Below are 13,721 nucleotides of genomic sequence, written 5' to 3'. Positions count from 1 at the left end.
CCCGCGGGTCAGCGAAGAGCCGCCGCCTCGCGGGCCAAGGCCTCCACCCGACCCCAATCCTTCGCCGAGACCGCGTCAGCGGGAAGCATCCAACTACCCCCCACACAACCGACGTTCGCCAACGCAAGATACGAAGGCGCCGAGGCAAGGCCAATACCCCCCGTAGGGCAGAAGCGGGCCTGCGGCAACGGCCCCCCAAGCGACTTGAGATAGGCGGTACCGCCCGCAGACTCAGCCGGGAAGAACTTCATTTCCCGCACCCCCCGCTCCAGCAGAGCCACCACCTCGGAAGTCGTGGAAACCCCCGGCAGGAACGGCACCCCGGACGCCTTCATCGCGGCAAGCAACGTGTCCGTCCACCCCGGGCTCACCAGGAAGCGGGCCCCGGCGTCGACGGACTCCGCGACGCCCTGGGGCGAGATGACGGTGCCCGCACCGACCACCGCGTCCGGCACCTCCGCCGAGACGGCCCGGATCGCGTCGAGCGCGGCGGGCGTCCGCAACGTCACCTCGATCGCGGGCAGCCCGCCCGCGACCAGCGCACGCGCCAGCGGCACGGCGTCGGCGACATCCTCCACGACGACGACGGGGACGACGGGGGCGAGATCGAGCACGGAGCCGGAAGCCGCGGAGGAGGAGGCGGAGGAGGGGGAAGTCATGGCTGCATCCTGCCTCGGCACAAGCAGCATGCGCAAAGGGCGTTGCGCATGCTGCAACCAGTTCAGTGGGGGGAGGATCAGTGAATCTCCCGCACCACCACATCCAGGGCCCACGCCTTGCCCGCCTTGGCCGGCGCCTCCGCCTCCACCACATGCCCCAGATCCCGCAACGCCTCCACCAGCTCGGCCGGATCCTTCGGCTGCGTGCCGGTCTCCAGGAGCGACCGAACGATCCGCCCCTTCGTCGCCTTGTTGAAGTGCGAGACGACGGACCGCTTCTCGACGCCGTCGACCACCTGCGCGTGCAGCACCCGCACGGTCGCCGTCCGGTCCGCGACCTCCCCCTTCGGCTTCCACGCGGCCGCGTACGCCGACGACCGCAGGTCCAGTACGAGCCCGTCGCCCGCGGCCTCAGGCATCGCCGAGGCCATCGGCGTACGCCAGTAGGCGCCGAGCGCGCCGAGGCCGGGCAGCTTCACGCCCATCGAGCAGCGGTAGGAGGGGATGCGGTCGGTGACACCGACGGCGCCCCACAGCCCGGAGAAGACAAGAAGGGAGCGGGCCGCACGGCGCTTGGCGGCGGCGTCGAGCGTGGCGAGGCCAAGCGCGTCGTACAGAACGCCCGTGTAGATCTCACCCGCGGGACGCGCACCCGCCGTACGCAGCTCGGCGTTCTTCGCGACCTCACCGCGCAGGCCCTCGCTCAGACCGAGTACGTCACGGGCCTTCTCCTCGTCCGCCACACAGAGATCGACCAGCTCGTCGAACACCGCCTGCCGCGCGTCCGCGAGCGCCGGCAGGGAGAGCGACTCCGGCTTCAGGGGGGCGCCACGGCCGGAGGACGCCTTGCCTTCGGAGGGCGGCAACAGGACGAGCATGGGTCTGGGTCTCCTTCGAAGGGCAACGGGTGGGGGTGCGGGCCCTGCGCCAGAATAATCGCCACCGCCTCCAAGGCACGCCCACGCCTGCGGCGGACGAGCCGTTGTCGCCGCACCCGGCGGTGGTGCTGGTCTCCGCCCCTTCGCGCTCGACGGCGGCATCGGCCTCGCACCCCGGCGGGGGTGCCGACCTCCGCCGCCTCGCGGCCGGTCTCTGCCGTGCCGTGCCCGGCGGTGGCGCTGGCTTCCGCCGTGCCGTGCCCGGCGATGGCCCCGGCTTCCGCCGTGCTGTGTCCGGCGATGGCCCCGGCTTCCGTCGTGCCGCGCCCGGCGGTGGCGCTGGCTTCCGACGTGCCGCGCCCGGCAGTGGTGCTGGTCTCCGCCGCCTCGCGGCCGGTCTCCCACCCGCGCGTCCCCATACCCGGCAGCGGGCAGGTGCCGTGCCAGGGGGCCCACGCCCCCCCCGGCAGCAAGGCTCACGCCCCGCCCCCCCCTCGCAACGCCTCGCGCCGCACCCCCACCCCGCCTACGCTCGACCCATGCCCCGTCGCCATCTCCGCGTGACCGGCGCAGCTGAAGCCCCCTTGGCGGGCGTGCTGCGTGAGCTGCGTGTGAAGTTGGATGTGCCCGAGGGGTTTCCCGCGGGCGTGCTTGCCGAGGCCGAGCAGGCCCTTGCCGCCCCACGGCTTCCCGCGCACGACGCGACCGACATCCCCCTGTTCACCATCGACCCGCCCACCTCCGTCGACCTGGACCAGGCGATGCACCTCTCCCGGCGGAACGGCGGCGGAGGCGGATTCCGGGTGCGGTACGCCATCGCGGACGTCGCCGCGTACGTCACGCCCCGCGGGCCGCTCGACGCGGAGGCCCACCGGCGCGTCACCACCCTCTACTTCCCCGACGAGAAGGTTCCGCTGCACCCCACCGCCCTGAGCGAGGGCGCGGCCAGCCTGCTGCCGGGCCAGGACTGCCCGGCGGTGCTGTGGACCATCGACCTCGACGGAGAGGGACGCGCCGTCGCCACCGACGTACGCCGCGCCCTCGTGCGCAGCCGCGCCAAGCTCGACTACGACGGCGTGCAGCAGGCCATCGACGACGGCACCGCCGAGGAGTCGCTCGCGCTGCTCGCCGACATCGGGCGGCTGCGCGAAGAGCTGGAGGTCGGGCGCGGCGGCATCTCCCTCAACGTGCCCGAACAGGAGATCGTCGAGCGGGGCGGGGCGTACGAGCTGGGATTCCGGGCCCCGCTTCCCGCCGACGGATGGAACGCCCAGATCTCCCTCCTCACCGGCATGGCCGCCGCCGAGCTGATGATCCAGTCGGGGGCGGGAATCCTGCGGACTCTCCCCACCGCCCCGGACGGCGCCGTCGGCCGCCTGCGCCGCACCGCGAAGGCCCTGGACGTCGACTGGCCGCACCACGTCCCGTACGCCGAGCTCGTCCGCTCCCTGGACCCGCGCCGGCCGAACCACGCCGCGTTCCTCCAGGAGTGCACCACGCTGCTGCGCGGCGCCGGATACACGGCGTTCAGCGGCGGTGACGTCCCCGAGCTGATCACCCACGCAGCCGTCGCCGCCCCCTACGCCCACTGCACCGCCCCCCTGCGCCGCCTCGTCGACCGCTACGCCTCCGAGCTGTGCCTGGCCGCGACCGCCGGGGACGAACCGCCCGAGTGGGTGCTCGCCGCGCTCCCCGAGCTGCCCAAGGAGATGGCGGACGGGACGCGGCGCGCCAACACCGTGGAGCGCGAGTGCGTGGACCTCGTCGAGGCCGCGCTGCTCAAGGACCGGGTCGGTGAGCTCTTCGACGGGGTGGTGGTGGACGTACAGGAACGTGAACCCACCGTCGGGACGGTCCAGTTGACCGACCCCGCGATCGTCGCCCGCATCGAGGGCGGCACCGGCGGCCTGCCGCTGCCGCTGGGGGAGCGGCTGCGGGTGCGGCTCACGCAGGCCGACCCAGGGGCGGCGAAGGTGCAGTTCGCGCCTGCGTAAGTTCCCCCTTGCGCCTCAGGGCCCGCCCCAGTGCCGCCCGCAGCTCCGCCGGCTCGTCGGAGTGCAGCCGTACGGTCGTCACGGGCCGGCGCCCGCCAAGAAAGCCGACCGCCATCACGGGCTCCGTCAGCTCCAGCGTGAGCGACGTCTGCGCGGCTACCGGAATGTTGAGCACGCCCTCGGCGGCCTCATGCGTGAAGCGCCGCTCACCGCGCGCGGCGGCGATCCGCTCCAGCGGTATCGTCACGTCCCGGTGGGCGCCGTGGCGTACGCGGAGTGAGTCGGCGGACAGCACGTGCGGCCGGGTCACGGAGGCGGCGTGGATGCCGAGCATCAGGATCACGCCGTAGACATCGATGACGAGGGTGATCGCGTGGAGCGTGGGCCAGTTCCGCAGCAGTAGCGCGAGCCCGATGGTCTCCACGACGGAGACGAACACGAAGCCGTAGAGCATCGCGGCCTGATCCCGGGCGTGCCCGAAGGCGAGATCCCCTTCCCGCACCCCGTGCCGCCGCCGCGCCACCCACAGCACCAGGCTCGACAGCGCCCGCACCTCATGCCCGACGATCCGCCGCACCGGCTCCGGCACGACGTCCCTGAGCGCCGCGCGCCCGCCCCGCCGGTACACGACCAGAAGCCCGGCGCACTCGACGAGAAGCAGCGCAAGGGCCACGGCCTCCACACCGACGAGCACGCGCACGGGGAGCACGCCCCCCGTCAACAGACACACAACAAGCACGACTTCGACAGGTACGACCACCCAGGCGAGGCCCCGCACGAGCCTGGTCATCGCTCACTCCGTTCGATGAGGAGCCGCATCCCGCGGCGTACGGCCTCCGCCTGGGCGGGGGAGAAGTCGGAGAAGAAGGCTTCGAGGAACCGGTCGTCGCCGCGGCCCCGCCCGTCGGCCACCGCCTGTACGCCCTCGGTGCCCAGCTGTTCCAGGAGCGAGTCGGGCAGAGCCGCGACGAGCGCTTGCGCCGCCTCGTCCACGGCAGCCTCCGTACGCGGATCGGCGAGGTCGGCTTCCGCGAGCGCGTCGAGCAGGGCGTACACCTCGTGCGCGCGCTCCACGGCTTCCGGGGTGGACAGCGCGGGGTGCAGCGCGGCCATGAACCTGTCGCGTTCCTCCGGGGGCGCCGTCGTGTCGATCAGGGCGAGCAGCTCCCGGTCCTTCGCGGCCATCGCGGACTCGGGGCCCTCGCGGCCGGCGCCGGAACGGGCCATTTCGGCGAAGAACTCGCCCAGTTGAGGCGAGACGGGCCCTTCGGCGGACAGCCGCCCGTGCTCCGCGTCGTCCAGCAGCACCCGCAGCCGCTCCCGCCGCTCGCGGATCGCGGTCTCCTGCCGGGCGAGGTCCGAGTCCAGCTCGGCGAGCACCTCGGCCAGCTCGCGCCCCGCGTCGTCCGCGAGCACGTCCCGCACCTCGGCGAGCCCGAGCCCCAGCTCGGTCAGCCGCCGGATCCGCGCCAGCGCGACGGCGTGCCGCAGCCCGTACTCCCGATAACCGTTGGCCCGCCGCTCGGCCTCGGGCAGCAGCCCGAGGTGGTGATAGTGCCTGATGGCCCGAGTGGTGACACCGACAACCCCGGCAAGCTCCCCGATCCGCATCCCGTTCATGAGCCCAGTAGAAACGTTGACGCTGCGGCAAGGTCAAGCAGCGACGGGGCGGACCCGCCGGACGGCGCAGCCGAGGCCGTCGGCCGCGAGGCCCCGTCCGCCGGGTAGCATGGTCGGCACGGCAGACGAGCCGGGCGGACGGCCGCGTGAAGCTCCCCTCACCAGGGGGTCTTCCCGAGGAACGTCCGGGCTCCACAGGGCAAGGTGGTGGCTAACGGCCACCCGGGGTGACCCGCGGGACAGTGCCACAGAAAACAGACCGCCGGAGGCTTCGGTCTCCGGTAAGGGTGAAACGGTGGTGTAAGAGACCACCAGCGCCTGAGGTGACTCAGGCGGCTAGGTAAACCCCACCTGGAGCAAGGTCAAAAGGAAGCACTTCGGTGTTTCTGCGCGGATGATCGAGGGCTGCCCGCCCGAGTCCGCGGGTAGACCGCACGAGGTCCGCAGCAATGCGGACCCTAGATGGATGGCCGTCTCCCCGGCCGCCGCGAGGCGCCCGGGTGACAAAACCCGGCGTACAGCCCGACTCGTCTGCCACTTGCTGCCCACGACCAGCCGAATTGCTGGGCAGGTGAGTTTCCGACGACGTGGACCGCGTACGTCGAGTTCGTGGTGCTCTGACGAGGGCAAGGCCCCCGATGAGCGACGCGGGCACGTAAGGCCCCGAAGCCCCGGCGCCCACCGAGGTCAGCCCTGCGAGTCCTGGGGCATCGGCGGCGTGCCCTGCGACGGCTCTTTCCACGACGTCGGAGGCGGGCCGAACGCGCGACGACTGGCCCTTACGGACAGGGAGCCCATGGCAGCGTTGGCTCCTCCACCGATCACGGCACCGATTCCGAACGGGGCAACTCGACCGAGAACGATGATTCCCTGCTTGGTCCCGTACTTCGTGATGAAGTTCTTCCCCAGGACCTTGTTGATCTGACGCAACGTCTCGACCGGCACCTTGGCGACAACCTGGCGCCCCCAGTGCTGCCCCGTGCGCTCGGCGACCTTGCCGATGGTGGCGGAGCCGCTCCCGCCGAGCATGATGCCCATCACGATCGTTCGGCGGCGCTCGACCTCGTCGATGGGGACGCCGTGTACTTCCGCGACCGAAAGCGCGAAGAGGGCGCTCAACTCAAGGGACGAGAGGGTCTCACCTGCCGACAGTGCCAGTGCGACTCCCGTGCCGACGCCGGGCGCGGCCGCAGTCGCTCCCACCGCAGCGCCCGTTCCCGTCAAGGCGCTGACGTACATCCGCTCCAGATTGCGGATCACCTGGGCTGGTGTCGCCTCCGGGTTCCGCTGGCGGGCTCGGGCGATGTTCCTGCGCACCAGCAGACTCTGGGCTTCGATTGCCTTGTTCAGGAGGTCGAGGACTTGTTGTCCACGTGTGGCTGCTTCTGTATCCGGTCTGTCGCCGGCCTCTGTGGCCATGCCGTGGACTCCCCCCAAGTCGACACCTAGCAAGGGGGGTTACTCAATCAGTCGGACGAACCGTGCGCCAGGTGAACCAGACAAGTGAGCCTCAGTAGTGGTAGCGGGCCTTGAGGATCTTGACTTCCTTCTCGTCCACCCGGTAGACGAGCCGGTGCTCGTCGTCGATCCGGCGTGACCAGTAGCCGGACAGGTCACCCTTCAGGGGCTCCGGCTTGCCGATGCCGGTGAAGGGGGTGCGCTGGATCTCCGCGATCAGCCGGGTGATCCTACGGGCCCTCGCGCGGTCCGAGCCGAGCCAGAACAGGAAGTCCTCCCATCCGGCCGGGTCGAAGTGCACGCTCCTCACCCGTCACCCGCCAGCTCTTCGAGCTCGTCCATGGTCTTGGTGACCACAGCCTCGCCGGCCTTGTCCCGTGCCACGGCTTCCATGAGGCTCTGCGCGTTGGCGGGGGAGCGCAGGAGGTAGACGGTCTCCTGCCAGGAGTCGTAGTCCTCGGAGGACATCAGCACCGCGTCGCCGTTCTTGGAGCTGATGCGCACGGGGGTGTGGTCGTCGTTGACGCGCTTGATCAATGGAAAGAGATCCTTGCGGGCCTCGCTGGCGCTTATCGTCATTTACTGGACCTCTTTCCTTCCTGGTGGTACAGAAAAACGGTACCACCATGGTACCGGTTTTTGGTACGAGAGTCTCAGAACACCGACAACCCCGTCAACGTCGTGAAGCGGTCCAGTGCCACCACCCCCGACACCGAGTTGCCCCGCTCGTCCAGGCCCGGGCTCCAGACGCAGAGCGTGCAGTGGCCGGGGACGACGGCGATGATGCCGCCGCCCACGCCGCTCTTGCCGGGCAGGCCCACGCGGTAGGCGAAGTCGCCCGCGGCGTCGTACGTTCCGCACGTCAGCATGATCGCGTTGACCTGCTTGGCCTGGCTGCGGCTCAGCAGGCGGGTGCCGTCGGCGCGGATGCCGTGGCGGGCGAGGAAGCCGGTGGCGAGGGCCAGGTCCGCGCAGGACGCCTCGACGCTGCACTGGCGGAAGTACTGGTTCAGGAGCACCGGCACCGGGTTGGCGATGTTTCTGTACGACGCCATGAAGTGGCCCAGCGCTGCGTTGCGGTCGCCGTGCGCCGACTCGGAGGCAGCCACGCTCTCGTTGATGGCGAGCCCGGCGTTGCCGCTCTCCGCCCGCAGGAAATCGAGGAGGGTGCCCGCCGCGTCGCCCGTCTGGGTCTGGAGGCGGTCGGTGACGACGAGCGCGCCCGCGTTGATGAAGGGATTGCGCGGGATGCCGTTCTCGTACTCCAGCTGCACGAGCGAGTTGAAGGGGTTGCCGGAGGGCTCGCGGCCCACGTGGTCCCACAGGGCGTCCCCCTCGCGCGCCAGGTCGAGCGCCAGGGTGAACACCTTGGTGATGGACTGCGCGGAGAACGGCTGCTGCCAGTCACCCACCCCGTACACCGTGCCGTCCGGCTCCGCGACGGCCATCCCGAACCGGCGCGGGTCGCAGGCGGCGAGCGCCGGGATGTAGTCGGCGGGCCTGCCGCGCCCCGGCGTCTTCTCGATCTCGGCCGCGATGCGGTCCAGGACCGGCTGATAGGTCCGGGGCGTCCGGGGCGTCCGGGGCGGGATGGACGGAGTCGGCGGAGTCATGATCGCCATTTTGCACCCGTGTGGAGGGGGCGAGCGGTGGCGCTCAGTTCCGGGCGGCGCCGCCCCTCTCGCCCGTTTCCCCTGCCAGCGGGCGCCAGTACTGGTCCTTGCCCTCGTCCCGTACGACGTATCCCAGACCCTGCATCGTCTCGGCGAGGTCCCGCACGTCCTGCTCGGCCTCGCTCTTCAGCGCGACCTTCCGCGCGGCGAGGACCGCGTGCGCCTCGGCGGGCAGACCGGGAGCCCCGGGAATCCAGCGGTGGAACAGGGCCGCGTGCGGGTCGGCGTCCTGCCACGGGTAGCCGTGCGAGCGGAACGCCTTGGCCAGGGGCCCGGCCGCCGTCTTGTGGACGCCGCGCGTGAACTCGCGCGACGACTCGTCGAGGACCACCAGTTCCTTGCGGTCCAGGAACACCGCCGAGACGCGGGCGCGTTCGATGGTCCGCTTCGTCTCGTGCAGGTCGGCCACCAGTTCCCGGTCGGTCAGCTTCAGCTTGAGGGTCCCGTCGAAGTCCGTGGCGGCGATGAGCAGCCCTGCCACCAGACCGAGGCCCGCCGCGATCGCCGTCTGCCACGGCCGGTCCAGCGAGCCGACGAACGTGATGCCGTCCCGCCAGGGCAGCACCGGCAGGTCACTCAGCCACCGGGCCAGGGGCGGCAGGGCGATGCCGAGCAGGAGACCGAGGATCGGCATGCCGATGAGCACGGTCAGCAGGTCGGCGCGCGGGTAACCGAGGACCGTCGTCCGGTCCTTGTGGAGCGGGACGGGGCGGCCGAGGCTCTCTTCGCTGGTCATGCCCTTGACGCTAGGCGGGCAGGCATCCGCGGGGGAGCGGCCGAAAGTCGATGGGCGGCAGACTTCGGTCGGTGTTGTGGGGCTACGAAAACGGTAATGGGGGGTGCGGGCCGCGGACCGGGCCGTCCACAAATGCGTTGCCGTGGCCGGGCGCCCCCTCCTACCGTGCCGATCATGCTGCCCACCGTGGACACCGACGAGCAATGGGACGCCGTCGTCCCCGACGAGGCCGTCATGCGGCCCGGAGTCGAGGACCTCTGCCGCAGGCTCGGCCTCGCCGGAGCGCCCCTCGACCGGTTCACGGAGGGGACCCAGCCCGTCTACGCCGTCGGGGACGACCTCGTCCTGAAGCTCTTCCCCGGCGCCGTCGCCCACGACGGCCTCGTCGAGGAGCGGGTGTTGAGCCATCTCCAGGGCCGACTGCCCGTTCCCACCCCGCGGGTGCACGCGGCGGGCGCGTACGAGAACGGCTGGCGGTACGTGCTGATGTCCCGGCTGCCCGGCGAAGACCTCGCCGAGGCCTGGCCGCGCATCGCGCGTGCCGACCGGGAGCGTCTGGTCACCGAGGCCGGTGAGGCGCTCGCCGCGCTGCACGCCCTGGACCCCGGGCCGCTCGCCGACGTGCTCGGGCCCGGCGACTGGGGAGCCTTCCTCCGCAAGCAGCGTGCCGGGGCCGTCGCGCGGCAGCGGGAGCGCGGGCTGCCGGAGAGCTGGCTGGAGCAGATCCCCGGCTTCCTCGACGCGGTGCCGCTGCGGGCCGACGCGCCACGTGTCCTCCTGCACACCGAGTTCATGCGGCAGCATCTGCTGGTCGCTCCCGTCGGCGGGCGGCCCCGCCTCACCGGGCTCTTCGACTTCGAACCCGCCATGATCGGGGACAGAACGTACGACTTCGTGGGTGTCGGCCTCTTCGTCACGCGCGCGGAGCCGGGGCTCCTGGGCCGCTTCATGCGGGCGTACGGTCACACCTTCGAGCCGCGCGAACTCCTCGCCCACACCCTGCTCCACGTCTACAGCAGCCTGCCCTGGTACCTGCGGGAGCTGCCCGCCCCGCCCGAGCCGACGCTCGACGCGCTGGCCCGGACGTGGTTCGACGGCGGAACCGGCTGAACCGGCTGAACCGGCTGAACCGGCTGAACCCCGATGGCCTGCCCTCAGGCCACCGGCATCAGGGTCAGATACGCGAGGCCGAGCACCTGGCGGTAGCCCCGCAGCCAGGTGGAGCGCTGGCGGTCGGCCTTCTCGCGGGTCTCGGCGGCCAGGGGGTGGCCGGGGTTCGCGGCCAGCCATTCCTCCACGTCGGTGCGGTAGCCGGACTCGAACTCCTCCCACTCCTCCGCGCTCGCCGTCTCCACCCACAGGGGGCGGAAGCCCGCGGCGATCGCCGCGTCCACGAGGTCGCCCAGGAAGAGGTGTTCGCCGGCGTGGGCCCCCGGCCACATCCCGGCGAGTTCGTCGGCGGTGGGCGTGCGCTGCCAGAAGCCCTCGCCGAGCACGACGCGGCCGCCCGGAGCGACCAGGCGGCGCAGGGCATGCAGCGCCGCCTCGGTGTGGCCGGGCGGTTCGGTGGAGCTCAGCGCGTGGCTCGACCCCAGGCACAGCACCAGGTCGGCGGGGCCGCGGGTGGTGTCCGTCGCGGACTCCTCGACGAAGGAGACGCGCTCGGCCAGACCGCGCTCCTTGGCGGCGGCGCGGCCCCTGGCCAAGTCCTCGGATGACAGATCGACGCCCACGCCGGTGGCGTCCGGGGCGGCTTCGAGGACGCGCAGCAGCAACTCGCCCCAGCCGCAGCCGAGGTCGAGGACGGAGCCGGTGCCCGGCGCGACCCGCTCGACGAGGCGAGCGGCCCGCGCCTCGGAGAGCGGGCCGTGGAAGGTCAGGCCGGTCAGGCGGGGCGGCACGTCCTGGAGGGCGGGGGTGGTGTCGGTCATGGGCGAGGACGCTATCCGGTCAACTCCCCTCCCGACCAGCGACTTTCGCCGCGATATGCCGTGCCACCTCGTCCGGCGGCATGCCGGTCGTGTCGATCACCTCGCCCGCGCGCCGCAGCCACGGCAGCGCCTCCTGGTAGGGGACGACGTGATCGAGGCGCCAGGGAATGATCGCCGGGATGTCGGACTCGATCCGCCGGATCAACGTCTCGGGCTCGGCGTGCAGCACGAAATGGTGTACGGGCACGCCGAGTTGGCCGAGTCCGGCCCGCAGCTCCGTCCAGTACTCCTCCACCAGCACCGTCTGCGGGATGACCAACGTCCCGCCCTTGTACGCGAGCAGGTGGCGCGCCGTCTCCACGACCAGGGCCCGCCACGGCGGCCAGTGCTGGAAGTCGGCCTCCTCCTGGAGAGGGCCGAGCACGTGATGCAGCATGTAGCCGACCTCTTCGGCGTCGAAGAGACGGGCGCCCGGGAGCAGGCCCACCAGCCGCTCGGACGTGGTGGTCTTGCCGGCCCCGAAGCTTCCGTTGACCCACACAATCATGGGGGTCAGGCAACCACGTACACCGTGAAGCGGACGTCAGTCCTGGTCAGGTCCCCCCGTGCTCTCCTGCTCCCGTACGTTCTTCGCCCGCGAGCCCACCGAGACGAGCACGCCGATCGCCGTTCCCGCCAGGGCCGCCGGCACCATCCAGTTGCGGTTGAAGGAGTGGCCGAGGGCGTCGTCGAGGGAGTAGGCGCCGGGGCCCGTGACGGCGAGGGTGGCGGCGACCATGCCGAGGAACGCCGGGTACTCGTAGCCGCCCGCCTGGCTGAAGAAGCCGTTGGGGGCGTGCACCGCGGTCGCCCCGGCCATCGCACCGGCCGCCGCGGAACCGGCGGCGGGGGTCGCGAGGCCCAGGGCGAGCAGCGTGCCGCCGCCCGCCTCGGCGAGCCCGGCGATGACGGCGTTCGCCTTGCCGGGCGCGAAGCCGATGGACTCCATGAAGGCGCCGGTGCCCTCGATGCCGTGGCCGCCGAACCAGCCGAAGAGCTTCTGGGCGCCGTGGGCGGCGAGGACACCGCCGGTTCCGACGCGGAGCAGCAGAAGGCCCAGGTCACGTCGGTCGAAGCAGGAACGGGTCATGGGGCTGTCTCCTGGGGTCGGTGCCGGGCGGGTGCCTGATGGGTGCGGGGGTGGGATCCGGGTGCTCGTCACTCCACCGTCCGTCAGAGCCTCGCCGCGCACCCCGCTCAAGCAGCCGTACGGGTGACCCCGTCCGGTGGCGGGGCGGGGTGGCCGGTGTGAGCGTGGGCGCATGAGCATTCAGGTAGACCGGCTCTCCGATCCGACGGTCCAGGCCTTCGTCACCGCCGTGAACTCCCACGACGAGGCCGCCTTCCGTACGGTCCTCACGCCTGGCGCGACCATGTCCGACGACGGTTCCGACCGGGACGTCGCCGACTGGGCGGACCGCGAGATCTTCTCGTCGCACGGCCACATGGACGTGGAGAACGAGTCGGACGGCGGGCGCACGCTGATCGTCTCGTACCGCAACGACACGTGGGGGGAGATGCGGACGAAGTGGCGGTTCACCGTCGACGGCGGGAAGGTCTCCCGGTTCGAGACGGGGCAGGCGTGACGCTCTGAAGCAGCACACCGCGTGAAAGATTTCGCTTCGGGTCTTGTCTTCGTGTGCGCTTCAACTCCTAGCGTTCTGCCGCATGGAGACGACACGCAGGACATTGGGGCGCAGCGGCATCGAGGTGAGTGCGCTCGGGCTTGGCTGCTGGGCCATCGGCGGTGAGTGGTCGGGTCCCGGCGGGGAGCCGTACGGCTGGGGTGCCGTGGACGACGAGGAGTCGGTGCGGGCGATCCGGCGGGCCGTCGATCTCGGCGTGGATTTTTTCGACACCGCCGACAACTACGGGACCGGGCACAGCGAGCGTGTTCTGGGCCGTGCGCTGGGCGCGCGCCGGGACGACGTCGTCATCGCCACGAAGTGGGGGAACCTCTTCGACGAGGAGACCCGGACCGCGGTCGGAGGCGCGGACGACTCGGTCGCGTACGCACGCCGTGCGCTGACCGCCTCGCTGAAGCGGCTCGGCACGGATCACGTCGACCTCTACCAGCTGCACATCGGTGACGCGGACCCCGAGAGCGCCGAGCGGCTGCGCGACGCGTGCGAGGAGTTCGTGCGCGAAGGGCTCGTACGGGCCTACGGATGGAGTACGGACGACCCCGCCCGGGCGGCCCTGTTCGCCGAGGGCCCGCACTGTACGGCGGTCCAGCACCGCTGCAATGTGCTGCAGGACGCGCCCGAGATGCTGGCGCTCTGCTCGGAGCTCGGTCTCGCGAGCGTGCTGCGCAGCCCCCTGGCGATGGGTCTGCTCACGGGGAAGTTCGGCGGCGGGCGTGTGCCGGCGGCCGGGGACATCCGCAGCGCACCGCCCTCGTGGCTGCCGGGCTTCGGGACGGGCGGGGGCGCGGACCCGGAGTGGCTGGGGCGGGTGGACGCGGTGCGGTCGGTGCTGACCGGGGGCGGACGGACTCTCGCGCAGGGCGCGCTCGCCTGGCTCTGGGCCCGCAGCCCGCTGGCCGTGCCCGTCCCGGGTTTCCGGACGGTGGGGCAGGTCGAGGAGAACGTGGGCGCGCTGGAGTACGGGCCGCTGACCGCGGGGGAGGCGGAGGAGGTCGAGCGGATCCTGCGCGGGGGAGGGGAGGAGTGACCCTCGCTCCCCTCCGGATGCCGCAGGCGTGGCAGGTACGGCAGGTGTGGCAGATGCGCC

Annotated in this window: 16 protein-coding genes and 1 other RNA gene; 5 read left to right on the top strand and 12 right to left on the bottom strand. The window is 71.8% G+C overall.

The window, feature by feature from the left end; translation table 11 throughout:
- Positions 1-8: 8 nt before the first annotated feature.
- Entirely contained in the window at positions 9-659 is a 651-nt protein-coding gene (eda, locus tag AB0I66_RS16005) for a bifunctional 4-hydroxy-2-oxoglutarate aldolase/2-dehydro-3-deoxy-phosphogluconate aldolase (RefSeq protein WP_363208432.1), read from the bottom strand.
- 77 nt (positions 660-736) lie between these two features.
- Positions 737-1,537, bottom strand: a complete 801-nt coding sequence (yaaA, locus tag AB0I66_RS16000) for a peroxide stress protein YaaA (protein WP_363208431.1) — start codon at positions 1,535-1,537, stop codon at positions 737-739.
- 539 nt (positions 1,538-2,076) lie between these two features.
- On the opposite strand from yaaA, the gene AB0I66_RS15995 reads away from it, so the two are divergent.
- Positions 2,077-3,531, top strand: coding sequence for an RNB domain-containing ribonuclease (locus tag AB0I66_RS15995; RefSeq protein WP_363208430.1), 1,455 nt, complete (start codon positions 2,077-2,079; stop codon positions 3,529-3,531).
- Here the strand turns inward: AB0I66_RS15995 and AB0I66_RS15990 are convergent.
- Both AB0I66_RS15990 and AB0I66_RS15985 read right to left on the bottom strand, forming a co-directional pair.
- Positions 3,482-4,321: a hypothetical protein gene (locus AB0I66_RS15990; RefSeq protein WP_363208429.1), complete on the bottom strand. Its 840-nt coding sequence runs from the start codon at positions 4,319-4,321 to the stop codon at positions 3,482-3,484. The genes AB0I66_RS15995 and AB0I66_RS15990 overlap by 50 nt on opposite strands.
- Entirely contained in the window at positions 4,318-5,142 is an 825-nt protein-coding gene (locus AB0I66_RS15985) for a MerR family transcriptional regulator (protein ID WP_363208695.1), read from the bottom strand. Before AB0I66_RS15985 ends, AB0I66_RS15990 begins: the two co-directional genes overlap by 4 nt.
- Before the next feature lie 135 nt (positions 5,143-5,277).
- On the opposite strand from AB0I66_RS15985, the gene rnpB reads away from it, so the two are divergent.
- Positions 5,278-5,685: RNase P RNA component class A (gene rnpB / locus AB0I66_RS15980), an RNA gene on the top strand.
- A gap of 153 nt (positions 5,686-5,838) precedes the next feature.
- Here the strand turns inward: rnpB and AB0I66_RS15975 are convergent.
- The 5 genes from AB0I66_RS15975 to AB0I66_RS15955 form a co-directional block, all read right to left on the bottom strand.
- Positions 5,839-6,570, bottom strand: coding sequence for a hypothetical protein (locus AB0I66_RS15975; RefSeq protein ID WP_363208428.1), 732 nt, complete (start codon positions 6,568-6,570; stop codon positions 5,839-5,841).
- Between the two features lie 91 nt (positions 6,571-6,661).
- Positions 6,662-6,919 (bottom strand): Txe/YoeB family addiction module toxin, encoded by a 258-nt coding sequence (locus AB0I66_RS15970; RefSeq protein ID WP_363208427.1) that lies wholly within the window; start codon positions 6,917-6,919, stop codon positions 6,662-6,664.
- Positions 6,916-7,188, bottom strand: a complete 273-nt coding sequence (locus AB0I66_RS15965; protein WP_363208426.1) for a type II toxin-antitoxin system Phd/YefM family antitoxin — start codon at positions 7,186-7,188, stop codon at positions 6,916-6,918. Before AB0I66_RS15965 ends, AB0I66_RS15970 begins: the two co-directional genes overlap by 4 nt.
- 74 nt (positions 7,189-7,262) lie before the next feature.
- Positions 7,263-8,222, bottom strand: a complete 960-nt coding sequence (locus AB0I66_RS15960; RefSeq protein ID WP_363208425.1) for a glutaminase — start codon at positions 8,220-8,222, stop codon at positions 7,263-7,265.
- A 43-nt stretch (positions 8,223-8,265) separates the two neighbouring features.
- Positions 8,266-9,018, bottom strand: coding sequence for a DUF883 C-terminal domain-containing protein (locus AB0I66_RS15955; protein ID WP_363208424.1), 753 nt, complete (start codon positions 9,016-9,018; stop codon positions 8,266-8,268).
- A gap of 174 nt (positions 9,019-9,192) precedes the next feature.
- On the opposite strand from AB0I66_RS15955, the gene AB0I66_RS15950 reads away from it, so the two are divergent.
- Positions 9,193-10,128 carry an aminoglycoside phosphotransferase family protein gene (locus AB0I66_RS15950; protein WP_363208423.1) on the top strand — a complete coding sequence of 312 codons (936 nt, stop codon included), beginning with the start codon at positions 9,193-9,195 and terminating at the stop codon, positions 10,126-10,128.
- Positions 10,129-10,172: 44 nt separating this feature from the next.
- On the opposite strand, the gene AB0I66_RS15945 is transcribed toward AB0I66_RS15950, so the two are convergent.
- From AB0I66_RS15945 to AB0I66_RS15935, 3 genes are read right to left on the bottom strand one after another with little or no spacing between them, the layout of a single operon-like run.
- Positions 10,173-10,949 carry a class I SAM-dependent methyltransferase gene (locus AB0I66_RS15945; RefSeq protein ID WP_363208422.1) on the bottom strand — a complete coding sequence of 259 codons (777 nt, stop codon included), beginning with the start codon at positions 10,947-10,949 and terminating at the stop codon, positions 10,173-10,175.
- 19 nt (positions 10,950-10,968) lie between these two features.
- Positions 10,969-11,496, bottom strand: coding sequence for an AAA family ATPase (locus AB0I66_RS15940; RefSeq protein WP_363208421.1), 528 nt, complete (start codon positions 11,494-11,496; stop codon positions 10,969-10,971).
- 36 nt (positions 11,497-11,532) lie between these two features.
- Positions 11,533-12,078: a DoxX family protein gene (locus AB0I66_RS15935; RefSeq protein ID WP_363208420.1), complete on the bottom strand. Its 546-nt coding sequence runs from the start codon at positions 12,076-12,078 to the stop codon at positions 11,533-11,535.
- 172 nt (positions 12,079-12,250) lie between these two features.
- Here AB0I66_RS15935 and AB0I66_RS15930 point away from each other — a divergent pair, with 172 nt between their 5' ends.
- Positions 12,251-12,574, top strand: coding sequence for a nuclear transport factor 2 family protein (locus AB0I66_RS15930; protein ID WP_363208419.1), 324 nt, complete (start codon positions 12,251-12,253; stop codon positions 12,572-12,574).
- A gap of 82 nt (positions 12,575-12,656) precedes the next feature.
- The gene (locus AB0I66_RS15925) at positions 12,657-13,661 is read left to right on the top strand and encodes an aldo/keto reductase (RefSeq protein ID WP_363208418.1); all 1,005 of its coding nucleotides are present in this window, start codon (positions 12,657-12,659) and stop codon (positions 13,659-13,661) included.
- Positions 13,662-13,721 lie beyond the last annotated feature (60 nt).

Source organism: Streptomyces sp. NPDC050439 (genome assembly GCF_040655335.1).
In the GTDB taxonomy this organism is placed as follows: Bacteria; Actinomycetota; Actinomycetes; order Streptomycetales; family Streptomycetaceae; genus Streptomyces.
The sequence above is the reverse complement of the archived record's forward strand: the minus strand, read 5'-3'. Positions and strand labels throughout refer to the sequence as shown.

Excerpts from the sequence above, each read along its gene's own strand:
- AB0I66_RS15940 (WP_363208421.1), bottom strand. The coding sequence starts at position 11,496 with ATGATTGTGTGGGTCAACGGAAGCTTCGGGGCCGGCAAGACCACCACG.
- yaaA (WP_363208431.1), bottom strand. The coding sequence starts at position 1,537 with ATGCTCGTCCTGTTGCCGCCCTCCGAAGGCAAGGCGTCCTCCGGCCGT.
- AB0I66_RS15930 (WP_363208419.1), top strand. The coding sequence starts at position 12,251 with ATGAGCATTCAGGTAGACCGGCTCTCCGATCCGACGGTCCAGGCCTTC.
- AB0I66_RS15995 (WP_363208430.1), top strand. The coding sequence starts at position 2,077 with ATGCCCCGTCGCCATCTCCGCGTGACCGGCGCAGCTGAAGCCCCCTTG.
- AB0I66_RS15975 (WP_363208428.1), bottom strand. The coding sequence starts at position 6,570 with ATGGCCACAGAGGCCGGCGACAGACCGGATACAGAAGCAGCCACACGT.
- AB0I66_RS15945 (WP_363208422.1), bottom strand. The coding sequence starts at position 10,949 with ATGACCGACACCACCCCCGCCCTCCAGGACGTGCCGCCCCGCCTGACC.
- eda (WP_363208432.1), bottom strand. The coding sequence starts at position 659 with ATGACTTCCCCCTCCTCCGCCTCCTCCTCCGCGGCTTCCGGCTCCGTG.
- AB0I66_RS15950 (WP_363208423.1), top strand. The coding sequence starts at position 9,193 with ATGCTGCCCACCGTGGACACCGACGAGCAATGGGACGCCGTCGTCCCC.
- AB0I66_RS15990 (WP_363208429.1), bottom strand. The coding sequence starts at position 4,321 with ATGACCAGGCTCGTGCGGGGCCTCGCCTGGGTGGTCGTACCTGTCGAA.
- AB0I66_RS15985 (WP_363208695.1), bottom strand. The coding sequence starts at position 5,142 with ATGCGGATCGGGGAGCTTGCCGGGGTTGTCGGTGTCACCACTCGGGCC.
- AB0I66_RS15965 (WP_363208426.1), bottom strand. The coding sequence starts at position 7,188 with ATGACGATAAGCGCCAGCGAGGCCCGCAAGGATCTCTTTCCATTGATC.
- AB0I66_RS15925 (WP_363208418.1), top strand. The coding sequence starts at position 12,657 with ATGGAGACGACACGCAGGACATTGGGGCGCAGCGGCATCGAGGTGAGT.
- AB0I66_RS15935 (WP_363208420.1), bottom strand. The coding sequence starts at position 12,078 with ATGACCCGTTCCTGCTTCGACCGACGTGACCTGGGCCTTCTGCTGCTC.
- AB0I66_RS15960 (WP_363208425.1), bottom strand. The coding sequence starts at position 8,222 with ATGACTCCGCCGACTCCGTCCATCCCGCCCCGGACGCCCCGGACGCCC.
- AB0I66_RS15955 (WP_363208424.1), bottom strand. The coding sequence starts at position 9,018 with ATGACCAGCGAAGAGAGCCTCGGCCGCCCCGTCCCGCTCCACAAGGAC.